Consider the following 21,625-nt stretch of genomic DNA (forward strand, 5'->3'; position numbering starts at 1 on the left):
TCCGTCGCGACCGCGCCTCGCCGGTCCGGGGATGCATGGCCCGGGTCACTCGGCCGCCTGCCGGAGCCGCGCCCGCGCGCCGGCCGAAGCCTCCTCGGCCCGGCGCGGGGAGCGCGCGACCTCCTCGCCGCCGAAGCGCGCGTACAGGGCCGGCAGGACGATCAGGGTCAGCAGGGTGGCGCTGATCAGGCCGCCGATGACCACGGTCGCGAGCGGCCGCTGCACCTCGGCTCCGGTCTCGGTCGCGAGCGCCATCGGCACGAACCCGAGCGAGGCGACCAGCGCCGTCATCGCCACCGGCCGCAGCCGGGTCATGGCGCCCTCCAGGATCGCCTCGCGCCGCGGCCGCCCTTCCGCGACGAGCTGCTTGATGAAGGTCAGCATCACCAGGCCGTTCAGGACCGCCACGCCCGAGAGCGCGATGAAGCCCACCGCCGCCGGCACCGAGAACGGCATGCCCCGCAGCCACAGGGCCGCGATGCCGCCGGTCAGCGCCAGCGGCACGGCGCTGAACACCAGGAGCGCGTCCCGGGGCGAGCCGAGCGCCGAGTAGAGCAGCAGGAAGATCAGGGCGAAGCAGACCGGCACCACGATCATCAGGCGCTTGCGGGCCGAGGCGAGGTTCTCGAACTGGCCGCCCCAGGTCACGTCGTAGCCCGAGGGCAGCCGCACCTGGCTCGCGACCTTTCCTTGAGCCTCGGCGACGAGCGAGCCGATGTCGCGCCCGCGGACGTTCGCGGTCACGACCACCCGGCGCCGGCCGTTCTCGCGCGAGACCTGGTTCGGCCCTTCCGCGACGGAAAAACTCGCGACCTGCTTCAGGAGGACCGACGCGGCGCGCCCGTTCGGGCCGGGCGGCAGCGGCACCGGGATGTTCTCCAACGCCTCCCGGTTCTCGCGCACCTTGTCGCTGAGGCGCACGACGATGGGAAAGCGGCGGTCGCCCTCGAACACCAGCCCGGCGTCCTTGCCGCCGATGGCCGCCCCGATGACCTCCTGGACGGCGCCGGTGCTGAGCCCCAGCCGCGCCGCTTCCGCCTTGTTGATCTTGATCTCCAGGAAGGGCAGGCCCGCCGTCTGCTCGACCTTGACGTCCTCGGCCCCGTCGATGCCCCGCAGGATCTCGGCGATCTGGTCGGCCGCCTTCGTCATCGGCCCGAACTCCTCGCCGAACACCTTCACGGCGAGATCGCCGCGGGCGCCCGCCAGCAGCTCGTTGAAGCGCAGCTGGATCGGCTGGGAGAACTCGAACACGTTCCCGGCCAGGGCGCCGACCGCCTTCTCGATCTTCTCCTGGAGCTCGGCCTTGGACAGCTCAGGGTCCGGCCACTCCTCCTGGGGCTTCAGGATCACGAAGGTGTCCGAGGAGTTCTGCGGCATCGGGTCGGACGCGACCTCGGCGGTGCCGGTCTTCGAGAAGACGTAGGCGACCTGCGGGAAGCGGCGGATCGCCTGCTCGATCTTGAGCTGCATCGCCTGCGACTGCGACAGCGAGGTCGAGGGGATGCGCAGCGCGTTCATGGCGATGCTCTTCTCGTCGAGCGTCGGGATGAACTCGGCGCCGAGCCGGGTGAAGAGCAGGCCGGCCCCAGCCAGCAGCAGCAACGCCGCGACGATGAACACCATCGGCGCCCGCACCGCCCCGGCCAGCACGGGCCGATAGGCCCATTTGAGGGCGCGGATGATGAGGTTATCCTTCTCGGTGACGCGCCCGGTGATGACGATGGCGATCATCGCCGGCACGAAGGTCAGCGACAGGACGAAGGCGGCGACCAGCGCGATGATCACGGTCAGCGCCATCGGCTCGAACATCTTGCCCTCGACACCCGTGAAGGTGAGGAGCGGCACGTAGACGAGGATGATGATGGCCTGCCCGTAGAGGGAGGGCTTGATCATCTCCTCGGCCGAGGCCCGCACCGTGGCGAGGCGCTCCTCGGTGTCGAGGGTGCGACCGAGCGCGTGCTGCTTCTCGGCGAGATGACGCAGCGCGTTCTCGGTGATGATGACCGCCCCGTCGACGATGAGGCCGAAGTCGAGGGCGCCGAGGCTCATCAGGTTGGCCGAGATTTTCGCCTCGACCATGCCGGTCATGGTCATCAGCATCGCGACCGGGATGACCAGGGCCGTGATGATGGCGGCCCGGATGTTGCCGAGCAGCAGGAACAGGATGACGATGACGAGGGCCGCGCCCTCCGCGAGGTTCTTGGCCACGGTCCTGATGGTGGCCTCGACCAGGAGCGTCCGGTTGAGGACCGTCTGGACCTCGACGCCGGGTGGCAGCGACTTGCGGATCTCCGTCATCTTGGCGTCGACACCCGCCGCCACCGTGCGGCTGTTCTCGCCGATCAGCATCAGCGCGGTGCCGACGACGACCTCCTGCCCGTCCTCGCTGGCCGAGCCCGTGCGCAGGTCGCGCCCGATCCGGACCTCGGCGATGTCCCGGATCCGCACCGGCACGCCGCCGCGGGTGGTGACGAGGACGTTCTCGATCTCCCCCATGCTCTCCAGGCGCCCGGCCGCGCGCACGACGTAGCCCTCGCCGTTGTCCTCCAGGTAGCGGGCGCCCTGGTTGGCGTTGTTGGCCTCCAAGGCCCGCGCCACGTCGGAGAAGGAGAGGTCGAGGGCGGTGAGCTTCGTCGGGTCCGGCTGGACGTGGTACTGCTTCTCGAAGCCGCCGATGCCATCGACGCCGGCCACGCCCGGCACGGTCTTGATCTGGGGCCGGATGATCCAGTCCTGCACCGTGCGCAGGTACGCGGCCCGCTCCAGCTCCGTCCTGAGCCGCTGGCCTTCCGGGGTCAGGTAGCTGCCGTCCGGTTGCCAGCCCGGCTTGCCCGCAGGCGACACCGTCCGCTCGTCCGGCTTCGCGTAGTGGATCGACCACATGTAGATCTCGCCGAGGCCCGTCGAGATCGGGCCCATGCGGGGCTCGGCGTCGGGCGGCAGGTCCTGCTTGACCTGGGACAGGCGCTCGGCGACCTGCTGGCGGGCGAAGTAGATGTCGAGCTTCTCCGCGAAGACCGCGGTGACCTGCGAGAAGCCATTTCGCGATAAGGACCGGGTGTATTCGAGGCCCTTGATCCCGGCGAGCGCGGTCTCGACCGGGTAGGTGACCTGCTTCTCGATGTCGATTGGCGAGAGCGAGGGCGCGACCGTGTTGATCTGCACCTGGTTGTTGGTGATGTCGGGGACCGCGTCGATGGGCAGCTTGGTCAGGGCGTAGCCGCCGAAGCCGGCGGCCAGCAGCGACAGCAGCAGCACCAGCCAGCGCTGGTGGACCGAGAAGTCGAGGATGCGGGAGATCATGGGCGGGCTCTCGCTCAGTCGTTGTCGCCGGTCGCGGCCTTGCCGAGCTCAGCCTTGAGGAGGAAGGAGTTGGCGACCGCGATCTCGTCGCCCGGCCTCAGGCCCGAGACGACCTCGTAAGCATCGTCGTCGGAGCGCCCGAGCTCGATCTCGCGCTTCTCGAAACCGGTGGCCGTGCGCACGAAGACGACCTTCTCGCCGGCGACGGTCTGGATCGCGGCCTTCGGAACCCGCACCTTGACCGCATCCTGGCCGACCTCGACCTCGGCGGTGACGAAGGTTCCGGGCCGCCAGGCCATGTCCCGGTTCGGCAGCCCGACGATGACGCGGGCGGAGCGTGTGTCCGGGTTCAGGATCGGGCTGACGAAGATCACCTTGCCTTCGGCCTGCTTGTCGGCGTCGCCCTGGCTCGGGGTGACCAGGACCCGCGCGCCTTCCTTGACCTTGGCCAGTTCGGTGGTTGGCACCGCCAGTTCGATCCAGACGGTGGACAGGTCTGCGACCGTATACAGGTCGTCCGGGTCGCCCTGACCGCCGACGTCGGTGCCGAGGTCGACCTTGCGCTCAACCACGCGCCCGCTCAGCGGTGAGCGCAATTCGTAGCGGCGCAGCGTCGAGGTGTTGGGCGTGGTCTCGTCCCGTTTGGCCGCGCTCGCCACCTCGGCGGCGTTGAGGCCGAGGGCGGAGAGCTTCTGCCGGGCGAGGTCGACGCGAAGCTGCGCCTCCGAATAGACGGCCTTGGCATTGAGGAAGGCCGATTCGGCCGAGATGCGCTTGTCCCAAAGCGCCTGCTGCCGATCGAAATTGGTCTTCTCAAGCTCTGCCTTCACTGAGGCGGTGAGATACTCGCTCTTGGCGTCCGCGACCTCGCGGCTGTCGAGCACCGCGACGACCTCACCCTTCACAACCTCCTCGCCCAGGCGCTTGCGCATCTCGGCCACAATCCCGACCACGCGCGCGGGCACCCGGGCGATCCGGTCGGCGTCCGGCGCGATGGTGCCGGGAACGAGAAGGTGGCGCGCGAGCGTGCCCCCCTCCACCGTCACGACCGTGATGTCCTGCCCGGAAACCTGCTCGGGCTGCATCTTGATCACGGTCGGCTCGGCCTCTCCCCCACCCTCCGCGTGCGGATGCTTGGCGGTCTCAGGCCCGGTCTCCGGCTTCGCCCCTCGCGGGCGGGGATGCTCGCCCGCGGGCTCCGGGACGTCGGTCTCGGAGGAGGGCTGACCGGCGGCGGGCGCCGGGTGGATCCTCGGGACCCCGACCGAGGCGAGGGCGTCCTGGACGAATTCGGACACGCGGGGAACGGCACCGCCGATGGCGATGCCGGTGGCCAGGATGACCACGGACAGGAGAATGCGCATTGAGCCTGACTCGACCGGGACGCCGCTTGCCCGCCTGCGCGGCGGTGACGGTCGATCCCGCATGTTCACGTAAGGTGATCGACTGGCCCGGCGGATCGCCGGGCGGCCCGTGCCACCTCGGTGGCGCGGTCACCTCAGGCGCGAGGAGGCCTCGACAGGCGGTCCGGCCAGGTCGACGCGAGCGCGCCGACGGACCGGGACCGGTTGGGCTGGGCAGCCGCCGCGGGCGCCGTCGCGGGAGCGGCGTCCGCGGTGATGGCCTGGTGACAGCTGCAATGCACGTGACAGGTCACGCCCGGATCGGACGTGTCGGTCGCGGAGCCGTCGGCCGGCGCGACCACCGAGAGTTCCGTCCCGGCAGGTGCCTTGCCGTGGTACGCGAAATCGGCTGCCAGGCCCAGGTCGGGAGCGGCGATGAGCAGGACGAGCACGAGCGCGAGCAGGCGCAGGGCGGTCACCGACCAGCCACGCCCGGCGTCGAAGCTCTTCTGCCGCATCCCGAGGGTCATCCCCGTCCTTATGGCGATTCGAGGCCGCGGATACAATCGGGTTCGTCGCGGTGCGGCGTCGGATCCCAGGCGGTGTCTCCGTACGCCGCCCGCCAATCGTCGTCGCGACGATGAGAGACGTGGTGCCCGCGGCGGCCCTGGCCGCCGTCCGGCATCATGGCGGTCCCGCGGCCCGCAGGGCGGGCGTCATGGTTTCGGGAGGCCGGGTTCGCCGCGGCCTCGAACGGAGGCACCGCCGGCCGTGGCGGCATGCCCCGCTCCCGGCGGTACCCTCACCGGCGGGCACCCCGGCGCCGGGCCGCGGGCGCACCGGCCGGACGCCGCCCCGGCTCGGGCCCGCGATGCGCTCACCAGGGCCGCCGGCGGGACCCCGGGACGGATTGGCCGCGGGATGACCGAGGCGCGTCGACCGGACCCCGCCGGACGCCGCCCGTGGCCGAAGGGCGGAGGCGGCCCGGCCCCGGGGCCTCACGGGCGGTCGGAGGGCGCCTCGTTCTTGCGGGGCGAGCGCGACCTTCGGTCGAGCTCGGACCGCGCCATCCCCGTCACGACGCCCGTGGCCCCGTCCCCGTGCAGGAAGCGGGCGCCCTGCCCTTCCAGGGCCTGCCGGAGCCGCAGGGCCAATCCCTCGCTGAGGTCGGAGAACGCGTTCTCGTAATCGTTGATGCTCTTCTTCGACACCATCGACAGCTCGCGCAGATCGGATTGCGAGAGCCCGAGGAGGGCGCGCGCCGCTTGGCACAGGTACCCCGGCACCGGTTTTTCCGGTGGATAAGCATTAACCTTCGGCAACAGCAGCAGGTCATGGTACGGCTCTCCGCATTGAAAAAGCTTTATACCAATGATATAATTCCATTCGATTTCAGACGAGACGGTTTCGTGGCTGTCGGTGGACTTGGTGTCCGCGGACGGCTTCGGGCGTGCATGCTGGGGGTCTGCCATGATCGCTGCGTTCTTCGGTGCCGACGGACGTTCCGTGAGTGCCCATGCTGTCCTCGTGGCGACGCTCGCCGCCGCCGCCGCCGGGCGGCCGGCGACGCTGGCGCGGATCACCCGGCCGGCCGAGCCGCGGCTGCCTCGCGGCACGAGGTTGCCGGACGCCGTCCGCGTTGTCGAGCTTCAGGCCGCCTCGGCCGAGGCGGCGGTGCAGGCCGCCTGCGAGGCCGCGACGGCCCGGGACCGCGAAGGCTGGCTGATCCTCGACCTGCCCGCCGAGTGCCTCGCCGCGCCGTCCCTGCGCGCGCATCTCGACGCGGCCGTTCTGCCGGTCGGCCCCACGCCGCTCGACGAACACTTCGCGGCCGCCGTGCTGGGCGACCCGCGCCTCGTGCCCCCCGTTCAGGCCGGGCCCCCGGCCCCGGTCTGGCTGCTCGGCTGCGGCCGCTCCGGCGGCGAGCCCGCCGTGTCGCGCTTCGAGCGCTCGATGCGCGCGGCGGTCCGAACCGGCGCTCCCGACGCGGCCGATGCGATCCGGGCCTTGCCGGTCGCGCTGCCGCGCCTCGGCCCGTCCGACGCCGCCGGCCTCGTCGTGGGCACCCTCACGTCCCGGCTCCTCTGCCAGGGCCTCCACCTCATCGCCGCCATCGAGGCCGCCGCCCGGCACCCCTCCGCCGCCCCGTTGCGACGGCAGGACCTGGCCGAGAGCCCCGGCCCGGCGCCGTCCGCCGGCGGCGGCGCGGACCACCGCGACACGGGCGAGCGCCTCCGCGACCTCGCCGAGGCGCTGGAGGCCATCGAAGAGGGCGCGGGGCCGTCGCCGCAGGACCTGGCGGACGCGCCCCTGCTGGAGGATTGGGACGTCGGGCTCCGGGCCGTGAGGGCCTTGACCGGCGTCGTCTCGGGGCACCCCGACTTCCCCCGGCCGTGCCGGATCAGGACCTCCGAGGTCTACGCCTCGGACGGGCAGACCTGGGTCCGGACCTATTCCCGCTGGTACAGGCTCGGGAGAGCGGTTGGCGACATGGCGCCCACGACCCTGCAATAGGCCGGCCCCGGCCGACGGCGCGACGCCGCGGCAGACCGGGCTGCGGATCACCCCCGCCTGACGGCGGGAGGCACCGCCCTCCCCCGGACCGTGCGCCGTCGGCCTCGCTGTCGGCCGGGAGCCGGCCGGCGTGGCCACGCCCGGTCGCGGCCGGCGCGCCAGCGTCCGCCGCCCACCCCCGCCGTGCGCCGGAGGCGCACCCTCCCCTCGCCTGGAGCCGCTGCCCATGACGGAGTCCCCGACTTGCCCCGCCGGACAGGGGCACGCCGCCCCTGCCGGCGCCCGCCGCGCCACCGGCCCGGACGTCCGGGCGCGGCAAGGCCCGGCCATCCTCCGCCTCTGGCGCGTGGTGCCCGCGACCGGGCTCCGGCCGGCCACGGCCGAGGCGCTGCTGGCCACGCTCCGGACCTGCGCGCCGCCCACCCGCCATCGCTCCTGGGGCGAGGCCCTCGACGGCGACGCCGCCGCCCTGACCCGCGTCGCGGTCACGGTCCTGCGGGTCTGCGGCCCGGAGAGCCGCCTGACGGACCTCGTCGCGAGCGCGCTCCTCGCGCAGGCGCTGCGGGGCGAGCCGGCCGCCGCGGCGCTGCTCGCGCACGCCCTGCGCCGGCTCGGCGAGCGTCGCCCGGGCGAGCCCCACCTCGCCCGGCTCGCCGCGTCCTGGGACGCCTGGGCGCCCCCGCCCGGGGACCGAGCACCGGGGGCCGCCGCGGGCGCTCCCGCCCGCGCCGCGCCGGAAGGGCGCGGCGACCGGTCCCGTCCCCCCGCCGGAAAGGAACGCGGCTTGCGCCTCTGGATCCTGTCTGACCTGCACCGCGACGTCGGCCTGCCCTGGACGCCCGCCGAGATCCCGGACGCCGACGTGGCGGTCGTGGCCGGCGACGTTCGGGAGGGCCTGGTCGAGAGCGTCACCTGGCTCGCGCACGTCATCCGCCCGCACATGCCGGTGGTGTGCGTGGCCGGGAACCATGAATTCTATCGGCGGACCTTCGTCGAGGAGCTCGCGCGCGGGCGGGCGGTCGCCGCGAACCTCGGCGTGCACCTGCTGGAGGACGACACCGTCGTGATCGGCGGCGTCCCCTTCTCGGGATGCACGCTCTGGACCGACTACGACCTCGACGGCCCCGACCTGCGCGCCGCCTCCATGGAGGATGCCCGCCGGGGCATGAACGACCATCGGCTGATCAGCTTCCAGACCAAGCCCCGGTGGATGCGCTTCCGGCCGGAGGAGGCGCTCGCCGTCCACCGGGTCTCGCGGGCCTACCTGGAGGGCGCACTGGCCGCTCCCGCGGCCGCGCCGCGTCGGCCGCACGTCGTGGTGACCCACCACGCGCCGAGCGCCCGCTCCGTCGCGCCCGCCTTCCGAGGCAAGCCCCTCAACCCGGCTTTCGCCTCGCGGCTCGACGCCTTCGTCGAGCAAGCCGGCCCGACCCTCTGGGTGCACGGCCACACCCACGCGTCGATGGACTACCGGCTCGGCGAGACGCGGGTGCTCTGCAATCCGAAGGGCTACGGCGGCGAGAATCCCGCCTTCGACCCGGCCCTGGTCGTGGAGGTCTGACGCCGCCAAGCCCGCGGATCGACGGCGGTTCCGCATGCCCCGCGTCCGGCGGGCGCGCCGCCCTGCCCCCGCGCGTCCTTCACCCCCTTTCCCCGGGAGCCCGATGACGAAGATCCCGCCCAACCTCGCGCGCCCGGTCGTCCCGAGGCGGCTTCCGCGCGGCCTGTGCGCGGGACCTGTCCCGGAGGGGCGCGACGCTGCCTCGCCGCGCCGGCTCGCGGCCGATGCGGCGGCCGCGTCGGCGCTCGGCACGGTCGGCACGGCGCGGGCCTCGAACCCCGAGGCCCCGGAATTCCCGCGGCCGGCGCCGGTTCTGCCGCCCCCGGACGGCGTCGCGATCCAGGCGTTGCGCCGACGCGGCGGCTTGGTCCGCCGGTCGCGCCCGGCTGCCGAGGCCGTGCCGCGCGTGCGGGAGCGCGGCCGGGGGTCGCTCGGGACGAGCCCGCTGACGGCGCCGCCCCCTGCGCCCGCGCTGGAAACGCCCCCGCGGGGCCGGCCGGGCCCGCTCCCCGCGCGCCCGCCGTTGCCGGTGGGCCCCGGGCACGCCGGTCGGGCGCCGGAGACCGCGCGCGGGCCCGGCGGCGGCGGGACGCCCGCGGGGATGCGCCTGTGGATCCTCTCGGACCTGCGGGTCGATCGGGCGCCCTACGAGCTTCCGCACCCTCTGCCGGAGTTCGACGCGCTGCTCGTCGCCGGCGACGTCTGCACCGGCATCGAGGCCGCGTTGGCTTGGCTCGCCCGGGCGCTGGACGGGCGCCAGGGAAGCCGGCCCGTGGTGATGGTGCCGGGCAACGCGGAGTACTGGTCCGACGTCCCCATGGTCGAGGCGCTCGCCCGGGGCCGCGCCCTGGCGCGGGAGCTCGGTCTCCATCTCCTCTCGGACGCCTGCGTACGCCTCGACGACGGCCACGGCCGCGGCGTGCACGTGGTCGGCGCAACCTTGTGGACGGACTGGGCCCTGCATGGGCCGGCCCGCGCCCGCCTCGCGCGAGGGTATGCCCGGCATCACTGGCCGGATGCCCGCCGCATCCGCCTGCGCGCCGGCCGTGACTGGTCGCCACCGGACGCCGCCGGGGCCCACGCCCGCTCGCGCGCCTACCTGGAGGACGCGCTCGGCTCCATCGCCTACCAGGAGGTCGGCTTCCGGGCGACCGCGACGTCCGTCGTCACCGGCGTCGCGCGCGGGGACCGCGCCGTGGTGTTGACCCACCATGCCCCGTCGCGCCGCTCCCTGGCCGCGGATTGGCCCGGCTGGCTCGGCGACGAGTGGGTCGCCGCCGCCCTCGTCTCCGACCTCGAACCGCTGATGAGCGGCTGGGGCGCCCCGAGCCTCTGGGTCCACGGTCACGTCCCGAGCCGCGCCGACTACAGGCTGGGCCGGACCCGCGTCGTGGCGAACCCCAGAGGCGATCCCGCTCGCGCCGCGCCCTTCGACCCCGGCTTCGTCGTCGCGGTCTGAGCGCCCGGCCGATCCACCCTCCCCTCAGGCCGGCCGCGCCGGCCGGCCGCGACCCCAGTGAGGCCTCATGCGAGCGATGACGACACCGGCGTGCCTCCGTCGGACGGACCGGACGGCCGTTCCGACCCGGCGAAGGAAGCGGCCCCGGCACCCGCCGGGCGGCCTGCTGGCGGCCTGGCGGACCCGGCCGCCCGGCTCCGTCACGCGGCGCGAGGCCGGCCGGATCGCGGCGCTGCTCGCCGCGACCGAGATCCTGCACGAGCCGCGGTGGCGGGCGGCCCGGAACGGCGACGCCGCCGCCGCGGCCGCGGTCGCCATCGACCGCCTGCGTCGGTCCGATTTCGGCAGCCGGCCGGTCGACGCCGTCATGAGCAACCTGCTCGTGCTGGCCGTGCGCGGCGACGCCACGGCGCCGGTCATCCTCGCCCATGCCCTCGCCGCGTCGGCCCGCCTCGCACCGGCCGACGCGACGCTCGCGCGCCTGGCCGGACAGTGGCGGCGTCGCTTCCGCCCCGGGGGCGCCGCGCCGCGACCGCCCCGCCATCCCGCCTGAGCCGGCGCGCCGCGCCCCGCTATCCCGTCCCGGAGATCCCGATGCCCAGGTCACAGCTGCCGCCCGACCTCCTCGCCCGCGCCTTCATCGACATCCTCCGCCGCGAGGCGGGGCAGACCCGCCAGCGACCGGCCGCGCTCGCCGACGGCGATCTGGACGACCTGCTCGGAACCCTCGACGAGCCCGCGGACCGCGAGGCTTCGCCGCCGCTGCGCCCCGACCTCGTCGCCGCGGCCGTGTCGTTGGCCCGGGCCATCGAGGCCGAGGAGGGCCTGCTGCAGGCCCTGCGCCGGGGTGCGCCCGCGGTCACGGTGCAGGTGCCGTCGGCGGAGTGGGTCGACCCGATGGAGCGGGCGGTCGAGCTCTGCGCCCTCGGGAGCCTGTGCCTGACCCGGGGCGGCGACGGCTCGCGCCTGGGATCCGAGGGGATCGGCCAGCGCGAGGCCCTCGTCGTCGCCCGCGACGGGTCCTCGACGAACCACCGGCCCGACAAGGGCAACGAGGCCGTCGGCGACGCCCTGATGGCCGGGCATGCCGTCATCGGGATCGCCGCCGAGCCGGCGCGGTTGCTGCCGCGGGACCTTACCCGCGCGTCGGACTACCGGATCGCGGCGGGCGGGCTCGATGCGGCGGGGGTCGCGCTCGTCATCGAGGCGGCGACCGGGGCAACGGCCTCGCGGTCCCTGGCGCCGCGGCTCGCCGCCCTGTGCGAGCCCGCCGACCTGCGCCTGTCCGTCCGCCACGGCGGCGCCGGGGACGCCGCCCTGGACCGGCTGGACGGCTTGCTGAGGGGCAAGCTGGGCGCGGCCGGATCGGGGCCGCGCCTGGAGGAGCTGCACGGCTACGGCGCGGCCAAGGCCTGGGGGCTCGACCTGGTGGAGGACCTTCGCCGGTGGAGGGCGGGGGAGATCCCGTTCTCGGCCTGCGAGAGCGCCCTCCTGCTCAGCGGCCCGCCCGGCTGCGGCAAGACGCGCTTCGGCATGGCGCTCGCCCGCAGCGCCGGCCTCCCCTTCCTGGCCGGATCTCTGGGGCAGTGGCAAAGCGCGCGCGACGGCCATCTCGGGCACACGCTGGGCGCGATGCGGCAATTCTTCGAGCGGGCCCGGCGGGAGCCCTGCGTCGCCCTGATCGACGAGCTCGATTCCTTCGGCGACCGGGACGCCTTCGCCAGCGATCACCGCGACTACAGCAGCCAGGTCGTCAACGCCCTGCTGGAGCTCCTCGACGGGGCGGCGTCGCGGGAGGGCATGGTCGTGATCGGGGCGACGAACCTGCCGGACCGCATCGACCCGGCCATCCGGCGCTCCGGCCGGCTCGACCGGCACATCCGCATCGGCCTGCCGGGTCTGGACGACCTGAAGGGCATCCTGCGGCACTACCTCGGCGGCGAACTCGCGCGCTGCGACCTGACCCCCGCCGCCGTGCAGGCGCGCGGCCTGACGGGGGCCGACGTCGAGGCCGCGGTCCGCCGGGCCCGCGGGGCCGCCCGCCGCGCCGGCCGGTCGCTGGCGGCCGGCGACCTCCGCGCCGCGCTGGCCGACGGGATGCCGCCCCTGAGCGAGCGCGTCCGGCTGCGCGCCGCGGTGCACGAGGCCGGCCACGGCCTCGCCGTCGTCGCGAGCGGGGCGAGCCAGTCGGTCGTGCTCTCGGTCCAGGCGGCGGGCGGCCTGACCGAGGTCGACGGGATCGGCGAGGTCGGCGCGGCGACGGAGGCCGAGCTGGAAGACTTCCTGGTGATGACGCTGGCCGGACGCGCGGCCGAGGAGGTGATCCTCGGCGACGTCTCCGCGGGCGCCGTCAGCGACCTCGCCGCCGCCACCCGATGCGCCGGCCTGATGGAGGCCCGGTACGGCTTCTCGGCGGAGTTCCCGCTCGTGAGCGTCGGGCTGGGGGACGAGCTCGACCTCGCGCGCCTGCCCTGGCTGCTCAGGCCCGTGCAGGTGCGGCTCCAGGCCGCCTACGACCGGGCGCTCGACCTGATGCGAACCGAGCGGCTGGCCCTCGAACGCCTGGCCCGGGCCCTCTTCGCGCACGGCTACCTCGACGACCCGGAGGTCCGGGCCCTGGTGGCGGGCCGGGCGGCCCGCGCGCCGCGCAACCCCGCGAAGCCCGCCCCGGCGCGCGGCCGGCGACCGCCGGCGGAGCCCGGCTGAGCCCCGCCGCAGCCCGCCCCGCCGCCCGGAAAGGTCCTGACCATGTCCTTGCACTCCAGCGCGAACGCACCCGCACGCCGTGGCCCTCCGGCGCCGCGCGGCCCGGCCCGCCTCGCCGCCGCGGGCCCGGCCCTGCTCGACGGCCGGGCGCCGCCCGCGGTCCCGCAGGCACGCGGTCCGGGCCGGGCGGAGGCGGGGGCCGGCGCCGCGGAGTCCCCCGGCCCGCACCAGGCGCTGCTCGTCCTCGACATCGAGACGGTGCCCGACACGGAGCAGGTCCCGGCGGGTTGGCCGTCCGAGAAGTTCCCGAAGGCGGCCTGGCACAAGGTGGTCGCGGTCTCCTTCGTCGAGGCGGCCATCGCGCGCGACGCGGCGACCGGGACCGAGGCGTACCGGGTCCGGTCGTGCCGGAGCGGCGGCGAGCCGGGATGGGACGAGGAGCGCCTGCTGCGGGCCTTCTGGAAGTTCTTCGCGGCCGGCCGCTACAGGGTCGTCACCTGGAACGGCAGGAGCTTCGACCTGCCCACGCTCCTGCTGCGGTCGATGATGCACGGGATCGCGGTCCCCTCCTGGTACCGGAGGGGGACCAAGTGGGATGGCTACGGCCACCGCTACGCCGTGGACTGGCACGCGGACCTGATGGAGGCCATGGCGGAGTTCGGGGCCTGCGCGCGGCTGACCCTGGAGGAGGCCGCGGGGCTCCTGGCCCTTCCCGGGAAGATGGGCGAGCACGGCTCGGAGGTCGCCGCCCTGATCGCCCGCGGCGAGATCGGGCGCGTGCGGGCCTATTGCGAGACCGACTGCCTGAACCTGTTCGTGGTGTACCTGCGCTGGGCGCACCTCACCGGCAGGACCAGCTCGGAGGCCCACGACGCGGCCGTCGACGGCCTGATCCGCTACTTGGGGGCCGAGCGCGCGGGGCGCCCGCACCTCGGCGGCTTCGTCGACGCGTGGCGGCGGGCGTCCGAGCGCAGGCCCGCCTTCGTCTCGCGGCCGGCGCAGGCCTGGCCCGCCGTCGCGGGTTGAGGGCCGTCGGGCCGGCGCTGGGGCGCCCTGCCCGGGTGCGTCCGCGCGACCGGGACGGGCTCGCCGGTGAAGGCTGGGCCGACGGCCGAGCGGCACCCGTAACGCCGGCCAATCCGGTCTCGTCGGGGCGCGCAGGTGGCCGATGGCCGGCCGGCCCCCACGGACGTCGCCATCGCCGATGGGCCGAGCTGCGGAGCGGGCGTCGAGCTTGCCGCCGCCTTCCCCGTTGAGGGCATGAGGTCGCATATCGAGGCTGGAATGCTTGCCGGGGCCGGGCCAGCCCCGACGCCGGCGGACGCCGGCGCCGTCTCACCCTGCCGCGCTCAGGGTCCTTGTCCGCCCGAGCACGCCGGCGATGCCCGGGGCGATGTCCGTGGAGCGGACCACCGCGGCGCTGCCGCCGGGAACAAGGTCGAGGTCGTGGCGCCGGCCGGGCGCCGCGGGCTCGCTGATCAGGCGCCGGCACAGCAATTCGGCCAGCGACGGATCCTCGACGGCACAGACGATCTGCCGACCCGACCGCTGCAGGGCCGACAACACCTCGACCAGGTGCAGGGCCCGGAAATCGTCGATGTGCTGGACCGGGTCGTCGAGCATGAGCGTCCGCCAGGTGCACCACGGCCGGGACAGGTGGACGGAGAGGAGGAAGGCCAAGCCGGCCGCACGCCTCTGCCCGCTGCTGAACACGAATTGCGGGTTCAGCCCGTCGCCGACCCTCAGGCTCAGGAAGCGCTTCACGTCGCCGCGGATGCCGTAATCGATGGTGCGCCACTCGGAATGCGGGCGCAGCCGCTGGTACAGCTCGTTCAGGAGCGGGCTGATGACCGCGAGGCGCTCGTCGATGATCTCGGCATTCGTCCTGCGGACGGTACGGTCCAGCGTCCGGGCGGTCATCACGGCCGCCCGGGCCCGCGCGAGCCGGTCCCCCGCGGCGTCGGCCTCCGCCCGGAGCGCCTGGAGGCGCGCTTCGAGGTCCGTCACGCGTTCCACCGCCCGCGAGGCTTCCAAGGTGAGGATGCTCCGCTCCAGGTCGATCAGCCGGCTCCGTTCGGCCTGCACCGCGTCGTCGAGGGCGCCGGCGTCGTGCGCGAGATTCCCATCCAGCGAGCGTCGCACGAGCTCGGCCGAAAGCGCCTCTTCCCGGGCCGCCAGCCCGGCCTCGGCGGACGCGAACCGAAGCACCGCCGCCTCGGCCTCCCGCAGGGTCGCGCCCGCATCCGCGATCCGGGTCCGGGCCGCCGCGACCTCGGCGCGGGCCTCCGGCACCCCCGAGCGCCGGGCGGCGAGCCGCTCGCGCGCAGCCGCGAGCCCCGTCTCGAACGCGGAGGCGCCTTGCGGCGTACGGCAGAGCGGACAGCGGTCGTCATGCAGGCCGATCCGGCTGCCATGGTCGACCAGGATGGCCAGCGACGCGGCGAGCGCGTCGGTCTCCTGCTCCCTGTGGAGGCGCGCCTCGGCCGCCTCCAGCGCGTGGCGGGCCTCCTGGACCGCGGCCTCGGCCTCGGCCGCCGCCACCGCCGCCGCGTCCCGGCCCGCGCGGAAGTCGGGGGCCACGACCGTGTCGCGCAACGCCGTCACCGCGCGAACCTCGTCGGCGACGCTCGCCATCTCGCCGAGGCTCAGCCGAAGGCGAGCCAGCGCCTGCCGCGCCGCCGCGACCCGGCCTCCCAGGTCCGAGCCGCCGTCCGGCGTCAGCTCAGTCACGATGGACAAGGCGGCGGCCACGTCCCCGGCCTGCAGGGCGACGTCCCGGGTCTCCTCCAGGTCGGTCAACGCCGCCGTCAGGCGCGTGCGCGCCGCCTCGTAGTCGTGCGCGGCGGCATCGTGCACGGTCTCGGCGGAGGACACGACCTCGCGCGCCTTGCTCGCGTAGTCCGGACCCTCGATGGCCCCCAGTGCCGCCCGCACGAGCTCGAAGCGCTGGGTCTCGGTCAGGTCGAGGCTGAGCGCCGCGATCCACTCGTCGCGGATGATGGACGTCCTGCAGACCTGCTGGAGCGCCCGCTCGGGCTTCGCGCCCGGAACGCAGAGCATCGCCTCGATGCGCGCCGCGTCCCGGTCGGCGCCGGTCTCGCGCGAGCGCGTCACGGCGAAGCCGCTCCCGTCGTCGGCGCGGAATCCCACCGTGACGAAGTGCGCCTCCGGCTGCCCCTCGCCACGCCACCAGACGTAGTCGTCGAGGCTCTCCTTCGCCGCCTTGTCGACGAGGTACTTGTCGATCTGGCCCGTGAGGGCGAACTCGACCGCGTCGCACAGCGTGCTCTTCCCGACGCCGTTGCGTCCGCAGATGACGGTGAAGCCGGGGCCGAAATCCACGCGTTGGCGCTCCCGGAAGCCCCGGAAGCCGCACAGTTCGAGATAGTCGAGCCTCATGGCGCATCCACCAGGATGCGCGCCACGTCGGAAGCGCTCGCGGCGCCCAGGAACGCGGCCGCCGCGTCGTCCGGAACGTCGCTCAACCGGGCCCGCAACCGAGCCCGGTAGTCGGCCCCGCCGATCACGGGCGCGCTGAGAACCGGCAGGAGGGGCAACAACGTCCTGCGCAGGTCGGCCGCCGTGCGCAGATCGCCGCGCGCGATCTTGCGGGTCATGGAGAAGTCCTCCTCGATCCGCTCGATCTGCCGCGCGAGGACGGGTTCGGAACCGCCGGCGAGGAACAAGGCATAGACGTTCCAGGCCTTCGCGCCCGCGGAGCGCAGCGAGGCCGCATGCCGGCCGAGCGTGGCCTGCTGGACGTGCCGCCAGTCGGCGAGCAGGCCCTCGCCGCTCCCGAAGACGTGCAGGAAGCCGACGACGGAGGCGTTCTCGAAGCAGACGACCGGCACGCCGCCGCCCGGCCAGGTCCACGTCTCGTAGCCGGCCGAGCGGAGCAGCACCTCGGATTGGGTCGCGATGTCCATCACACACCGAGCTCCTGGCGAGCGGCGGGAAGGTCGAGCCACGCCGCGGAAGCGCCCGGCCGGATGATGTCGCCCGGACGCCCCTCCCGCACGAGGTTCACCGGCAGGCCGACGTCGATGGCTCCGGCGCAGACAACGACGTCGGCGACCTCGAACGGCGTCTCCCTGAACCGGTCCTGCGTCGTCTGGAGCAGCGTGCCCGAACCGTTCACGACCCTGACCCGACGGCCGGCGAGATCATAGCCGACGGCGGTCTGGACGGCGCCGGCGCGGCGCAGCAACAGGTGGGCGTAGCCCAAGACCTCGGAGGGGCCGGGGTTCCGCAAGGTCGCGGCGGCGGTGGCCGGTACCCCCTCGGCGTCCCGCCGGAGGCCGTAGAGATCCTCGCTGCCCAGATCGGGCGGATCGAGCCAGGCCGCCTCGCACGCCGCCCCCGTCTCCCTCTCCAACGCGGCGCGCCCGGCGTGCAGCACCTTGCGGAGATAGGCCTGGGAGACCGCCCTGCGGAGGTCGTCCAGGACCTCGGCCCCCGAGCGCTGGACATGCGCGAACCGGACGTTCCCCGAATTGGCCAGTGCCCAGAGTTCGGGGGCCTTGGCCTGCAGGACGTCCGCGCCCGCGAGGTCGACCAAGGTCATCGACAGCGGCGCGACGCCCGTCATCGCCTCGGCGAGAACGGCATTGAGGTAGGACCAATCGGACCAGAAGCCGATGACGAGCAGGTCCTTCTCGCGCAGGTTCGCCGCCATCCAGGTCTTCGTCTTCGCGATGCGCGCGGCGATCACGCCGTCCTCGCTGAGCTGCGAGGCCGTCCAGACCGTGGCGCGCCGCTCGCGCACCGAGCATCCATGGAACTTGAGCAGGGGCGCGTGCTTGGGGGCCCTGACCGTCGCCTCGTCGCCGTCGAGCGAGGCGGCGAGGTCGAACCCGTAATCCTGCGCCCGGCGCTCGATCAGGTTGTCGTAGTTGGCCGAGACGGCGCCGGCGGCCATGCGCGTGATCAGGAAGTCCGCCACCGCGGCGTGGCCGGCGTTCGGCGGCCTGACGAAGCCCTCCCAGGGAACGAGGGCCTCGATGAAGACCGAGCCGAGTGTATCGTCCTTCGCGAAGATCTCCGCCAAGGCCTCTAGGTCGCCGCGCAGTTCCGGCGGGCACGCCGGGTCGATGCTCATGACGTATCGGTCGTAGCAGCTGGCCGCCACGGACCACGCCGACGGGAGGGAACTCGGTGGCGCCATCGACAGACCGGCACCGCAGAGGATGACGAGGCGCCCCGCTTCCATCGAGGCGAGCAATCGCGCACGAACCGCCGCGTCCAATCCGCCCCCCATCGCCCCCCGACCCAGGCGGAGGCGATAGACCGGGATCACGCTCCAGGTAAAGTGAGGCGATCCGGCTATCCGCGCCGCCACCCGAGGTTGATCGGGGTATCGGACCCGAGACTCCGCGCGCGCACGGGTTGCGCGTGGTCGCCTGGGCGGCAGGAGGGGTTCCGGCGCCGGGGCCAGGACCGGGACGGGATGGGGGCTGGTGCGTCATGCACGAGGCAGGAGCCTGCGAAGCCGCCCTCGGGAAGGTCCGGCGACGGAGTCCTCAAGGCAGCGTCAGCTGCACCTCATGCCGAACCTTGGCCGGCAAGCCGTACAACGCGCCCATCCGAGCGATGAACTCGGTCTGGCCGCCGTAGCTGGGGTGGCGGACCCGCTCGGCCGCCATGCCGAGGTCCGCCAGGGCCGCCTCGGCGTCCCTCCCGATGGCGATCAGGGTCCGGGGCCGCAGCTCCGAGACCAACCATTCGAGGAGGTGGCGGGACGCCTGCCGTTCCCGACGGGTGTGGCAGCGATTGGACAGCGGGTCGCCGGACGCGTGCGGGTGCAGGGGAAAGACGTTCCACAGGAAGATCGGGCGCCGCAAATCCCGGAGAACCTGCCAGATCACCGTCGCGGTGCGCTCGGTCATCGCGGGGCCGCGGGTGGCCCGCGCCAGCGGCAGCTGCCCGTAGAGACCGGCATGGGCGGAGAGGTGGGCCTCGTCCGTGAGCGCCAGGCCCGTGCGCCGCCCGCCGCGATACCCGAGGTCGCGCGCGATCCAGATCGACTCCACGCCTCCGGCGAGGGCCGCCTCCAGGACGAGGCGCAGGTTTTCCCGCCGGATCTGCGGGGCATCGGCGCCGTCGTGGTCCGGGCAGGCCTCGGCGTAGGGGTTGAAGGTGTCGCGGAAGCGGAGCGCCGCGAGGGCCTCGATGAAGGCGCCAGGTGTCATGTCGGTAGGTCCTCGACCAGCATCCTGCGCTCGACGAGGTCGAGCCGAAGGCGCCCGCGCCGGTTCTCCCGCAAGAAGCGAAAGGCTTCGTTACCGGCGAGGATGGCTTCCTCCCAGAGCCAGAGCGGGCAGGTCTCGACCTCGTAGCCGCGCACGAACTGCCGGACCGATTTCAGGAAGGCGAAGCCGAGGTCGCCCGGGCGCTGCCCCTCGAAGAAGCCGAGCTGCTTCGCCTCCCCGAAGACGAAGGTCGCCACCCCCTCCTCGATCAGGATCGCGCGCGCCCCGTCCTGCCCCTCGTCGACGCGGGCCTCGCTCTTCCGCTTCAGCCGAAAAAGGGCGCGGGTCACGGGCGACCAGCCGAGCACGGCCGCGTAGGCGTAGTGGAAGGCGTCGTGGAAGCGGTAGTCGTCCGGCGTCATGATGTTGTCGGTCAGGCGGTCGCCGATGAAGAGGCCGTTGCAGCGCTGCACCACGTAGCGCCGGTCGTTGCCGCCGGTCCGCTCGAAGATGTCGACCGTCAGCAAGCGGGGCAGGCGTTCCTCGGCCGGGAAGGCGTCGTCGAACAGCGGCGGGGCCACGCGCTTCGCCGGCCAGCGGTCGTCGGCCTTCGCGAGGTTGCGCACCGCCGCCTGGTCCAGGGTGATGCCGGCCTCGTTCGCGGCCGCGACAAGGAGGCCGAAGACGGCGGAGAGGCGCTCCGGGAGATCCGGGTTCGCGGCGAGGTCGCCCCGGGCCCCCAGGGTGGCCAACCGGCCGACCGCCCCGGCCAGCTGCAGCAGGGTGTGCTCGAACGCCACCGTCGGGACATGCAGGGGCAAGGCCCGCTGCGGCTGCAATTGCGCGAACGTCGCGTCCGGACCGCCGCCGAGTTGGCTGCCGGCGAGGTCCGCCAGCCGGAGGCCGGCGTGATCCGCGATCACGGCCAGGTACCAGAGCGCGTCGCCCATCTCCTCGACGACGCTCGCCTCGTAGCCGAGATAGGAGCGCGCGTCGCGCTGCTTCTTCTTGGTCTCGCTCAGCAGGCTGCCCGTCTCCCCGAAAAGCCCGAGCACGGCCAGGTCGAGGCCGGATCCCTTCCCCCGCGTCCGGTCCGTGCGGACCGCCCCGGCCTGGTACTCGTCGAGGCTTAGCGGCGCTGTGCCCATCTTCCCCCACCTGCGATGCTCGGAGGCCCTGAGGTGGCATCGTCGAACCTTTCCGGGGCCCCGTCCAGGGCCCCGGCGACGAGGCATGACAGGTCGGGGCCGCCCTTGCCGTTTCCGCCAGGGCCGACCACCTGAGCTTGATCATGCCGGGGCCCGAGGCGGGACCCGCGACGGGGGCCTGGCCCCGGGGAGACGCCACACATGTCGAAGGTCCGCCTACTCGGTTCTATCGACGATGAGACGCGCGAGGCCCTGCGCAAGCTTTTGGCGGAGGCGGGCTGCGAGCTCGTGGACGAGGAGGCCTGCGGCGTCGACCCGGACGGCGAGGTTGACGACCCGGACGGGGTGGAAGACCCCGAGGCGCCGGAGGATGACGAGCCGGGGCCCGCGGACGGCGACGTCGCGGTGGAGGACGCCGAGCCGCGGGGCGACGAGGAGGTGGGGGTGATCGTGCTGTCTCTCGCGTGCCTCGCGGACGAGGGGCTGGAGCGCGCGATGCAGGGGGCCGCCGCCCGGGGGTGCCGCGTCATCGGGATCTGGCCGCCGGGCACGCGGGACGAGACGCTCCCGCGCGCGTTCGAGGATTATGGCGGCGACACCGTCACCTGGGATGCCGGCCGCCTGCGGGGCGCGCTGTCGAGTGCGGACACGGCCCCGGGATGGTTGAAGCCCGACGCCCAGCCGCGCGCGGAGCGCCAGACCAAGCGGAACAAGTGCTGAGGCCGGCGTGCGCGTCCACTCCTACGTCATCGACCACGACCTCGGATTCGCGCCCAACCCCTTCCACCGGGTCTGCACACTGAGCGCCTGCAAGCCGTTGATCCGGCGGCACGCGAGCCTGGGGGACTACGTGGCCGGGACGGGCTCGATCCCGAACGGGCTCAAGGACCGCCTCGTCTACTGGATGCGGGTCGACGAGATCCTCACCTTCGATCAATACTGGTCCGACGCGCGGTTCCGGTCGAAGCGGCCGGTGATGTCCGGCAGCCGCATGCAGATCCACGGTGACAACATCTACCATCGGGGGCGGGACGGCGCCTTCGTCCAGGCCGACTCCTTTCACAGCGAGCCCGGCGGCGTCACCAGCCTGCCCAATCTCGTGCGCGACACCGGGCGGACGGACAAGGTGTTGCTCGGGCGTGAGTTTGCCTACTGGGGCGGGTCCGGCCCGCTTGTTCCTCGGGCATTGCGGGATTTCGTCCATAGCACGCAAGGGCACCGCAATCGGTTCGCGCCCGACCGGGTGGAGGCCTTCGTGGCCTGGATCCGCGGCATGCCCGGGCGTGGCTTCCTGGGACGACCGGCGAACTGGCCTGCCTGACAGGAGGGGGATGGGCGACCCAGGGCAGGGTTCAACGCTCACGCTCCGGCCGCTGCAACGACGTGCGCGGGGGACGAGG

At 73.8% G+C, this 21,625-nt stretch carries 17 protein-coding genes; 8 read left to right on the forward strand and 9 right to left on the reverse strand.

The genetic code is table 11. The annotated features are described in order from the left end of the window. Positions 1-45: 45 nt before the first annotated feature. The 4 genes from HNR01_RS06820 to HNR01_RS06835 all read right to left on the reverse strand — a co-directional run bounded on the left by HNR01_RS06820 (position 46) and on the right by HNR01_RS06835 (position 6,121). A complete protein-coding gene (locus tag HNR01_RS06820; protein WP_183667216.1) occupies positions 46-3,306 on the reverse strand; it encodes an efflux RND transporter permease subunit in 3,261 nt (1,086 codons plus the stop codon). A 14-nt stretch (positions 3,307-3,320) separates the two neighbouring features. After that, positions 3,321-4,670, reverse strand: coding sequence for an efflux RND transporter periplasmic adaptor subunit (locus tag HNR01_RS06825; RefSeq protein ID WP_183667217.1), 1,350 nt, complete (start codon positions 4,668-4,670; stop codon positions 3,321-3,323). Between the two features lie 134 nt (positions 4,671-4,804). Then, positions 4,805-5,167: a hypothetical protein gene (locus HNR01_RS06830; protein WP_050772664.1), complete on the reverse strand. Its 363-nt coding sequence runs from the start codon at positions 5,165-5,167 to the stop codon at positions 4,805-4,807. 480 nt (positions 5,168-5,647) lie between these two features. Further along, positions 5,648-6,121 (reverse strand): helix-turn-helix domain-containing protein, encoded by a 474-nt coding sequence (locus HNR01_RS06835; RefSeq protein ID WP_183667218.1) that lies wholly within the window; start codon positions 6,119-6,121, stop codon positions 5,648-5,650. 34 nt (positions 6,122-6,155) lie between these two features. Here HNR01_RS06835 and HNR01_RS06840 point away from each other — a divergent pair, with 34 nt between their 5' ends. From HNR01_RS06840 to HNR01_RS06865, 6 genes are all read left to right on the forward strand, one after another. Further along, positions 6,156-7,163, forward strand: a complete 1,008-nt coding sequence (locus tag HNR01_RS06840) for a DUF6634 family protein (RefSeq protein WP_183667219.1) — start codon at positions 6,156-6,158, stop codon at positions 7,161-7,163. A gap of 226 nt (positions 7,164-7,389) precedes the next feature. After that, complete coding sequence (locus tag HNR01_RS06845) at positions 7,390-8,724, forward strand: metallophosphoesterase (RefSeq protein ID WP_012752974.1); 1,335 nt, start codon at positions 7,390-7,392, stop codon at positions 8,722-8,724. A gap of 103 nt (positions 8,725-8,827) precedes the next feature. Continuing rightward, complete coding sequence (locus HNR01_RS06850) at positions 8,828-10,183, forward strand: metallophosphoesterase family protein (protein WP_183667220.1); 1,356 nt, start codon at positions 8,828-8,830, stop codon at positions 10,181-10,183. A gap of 76 nt (positions 10,184-10,259) precedes the next feature. Then, positions 10,260-10,736 carry a hypothetical protein gene (locus tag HNR01_RS06855; protein ID WP_246417425.1) on the forward strand — a complete coding sequence of 159 codons (477 nt, stop codon included), beginning with the start codon at positions 10,260-10,262 and terminating at the stop codon, positions 10,734-10,736. A gap of 41 nt (positions 10,737-10,777) precedes the next feature. Then, the gene (locus HNR01_RS06860; protein ID WP_183667221.1) at positions 10,778-12,889 is read left to right on the forward strand and encodes an AAA family ATPase; all 2,112 of its coding nucleotides are present in this window, start codon (positions 10,778-10,780) and stop codon (positions 12,887-12,889) included. Between the two features lie 42 nt (positions 12,890-12,931). Beyond that, positions 12,932-13,915, forward strand: coding sequence for a 3'-5' exonuclease (locus HNR01_RS06865; RefSeq protein WP_183667222.1), 984 nt, complete (start codon positions 12,932-12,934; stop codon positions 13,913-13,915). Positions 13,916-14,224: 309 nt separating this feature from the next. On the opposite strand, the gene HNR01_RS06870 is transcribed toward HNR01_RS06865, so the two are convergent. The 5 genes from HNR01_RS06870 to HNR01_RS06890 all read right to left on the reverse strand — a co-directional run bounded on the left by HNR01_RS06870 (position 14,225) and on the right by HNR01_RS06890 (position 20,225). After that, complete coding sequence (locus tag HNR01_RS06870) at positions 14,225-16,288, reverse strand: ATP-binding protein (protein WP_183667223.1); 2,064 nt, start codon at positions 16,286-16,288, stop codon at positions 14,225-14,227. Then, positions 16,285-16,815, reverse strand: coding sequence for a hypothetical protein (locus tag HNR01_RS06875; protein WP_183667224.1), 531 nt, complete (start codon positions 16,813-16,815; stop codon positions 16,285-16,287). Before HNR01_RS06875 ends, HNR01_RS06870 begins: the two co-directional genes overlap by 4 nt. Further along, a complete protein-coding gene (locus tag HNR01_RS06880) occupies positions 16,815-17,987 on the reverse strand; it encodes an SIR2 family protein (protein WP_246417426.1) in 1,173 nt (390 codons plus the stop codon). The genes HNR01_RS06875 and HNR01_RS06880 overlap by 1 nt, the downstream gene beginning before the upstream one ends. A gap of 421 nt (positions 17,988-18,408) precedes the next feature. Then, on the reverse strand, positions 18,409-19,077 hold the full coding sequence (locus HNR01_RS06885) for a uracil-DNA glycosylase (protein WP_183667225.1): 669 nt from the start codon (positions 19,075-19,077) through the stop codon (positions 18,409-18,411). Beyond that, on the reverse strand, positions 19,074-20,225 hold the full coding sequence (locus HNR01_RS06890; RefSeq protein ID WP_183667226.1) for a nucleoside triphosphate pyrophosphohydrolase family protein: 1,152 nt from the start codon (positions 20,223-20,225) through the stop codon (positions 19,074-19,076). Before HNR01_RS06890 ends, HNR01_RS06885 begins: the two co-directional genes overlap by 4 nt. A gap of 201 nt (positions 20,226-20,426) precedes the next feature. Between HNR01_RS06890 and HNR01_RS06895 the strand changes: the two genes are divergently transcribed. Both HNR01_RS06895 and HNR01_RS06900 read left to right on the forward strand, forming a co-directional pair. Then, a complete protein-coding gene (locus HNR01_RS06895; RefSeq protein ID WP_183667227.1) occupies positions 20,427-20,945 on the forward strand; it encodes a hypothetical protein in 519 nt (172 codons plus the stop codon). A 7-nt stretch (positions 20,946-20,952) separates the two neighbouring features. Next, on the forward strand, positions 20,953-21,546 hold the full coding sequence (locus tag HNR01_RS06900) for an Nmad2 family putative nucleotide modification protein (protein ID WP_183667228.1): 594 nt from the start codon (positions 20,953-20,955) through the stop codon (positions 21,544-21,546). The last annotated feature ends 79 nt before the right edge of the window (positions 21,547-21,625 follow it).

The organism is Methylorubrum rhodesianum (assembly GCF_014199985.1).
Lineage (GTDB): Bacteria > Pseudomonadota > Alphaproteobacteria > Rhizobiales > Beijerinckiaceae > Methylobacterium > Methylobacterium rhodesianum.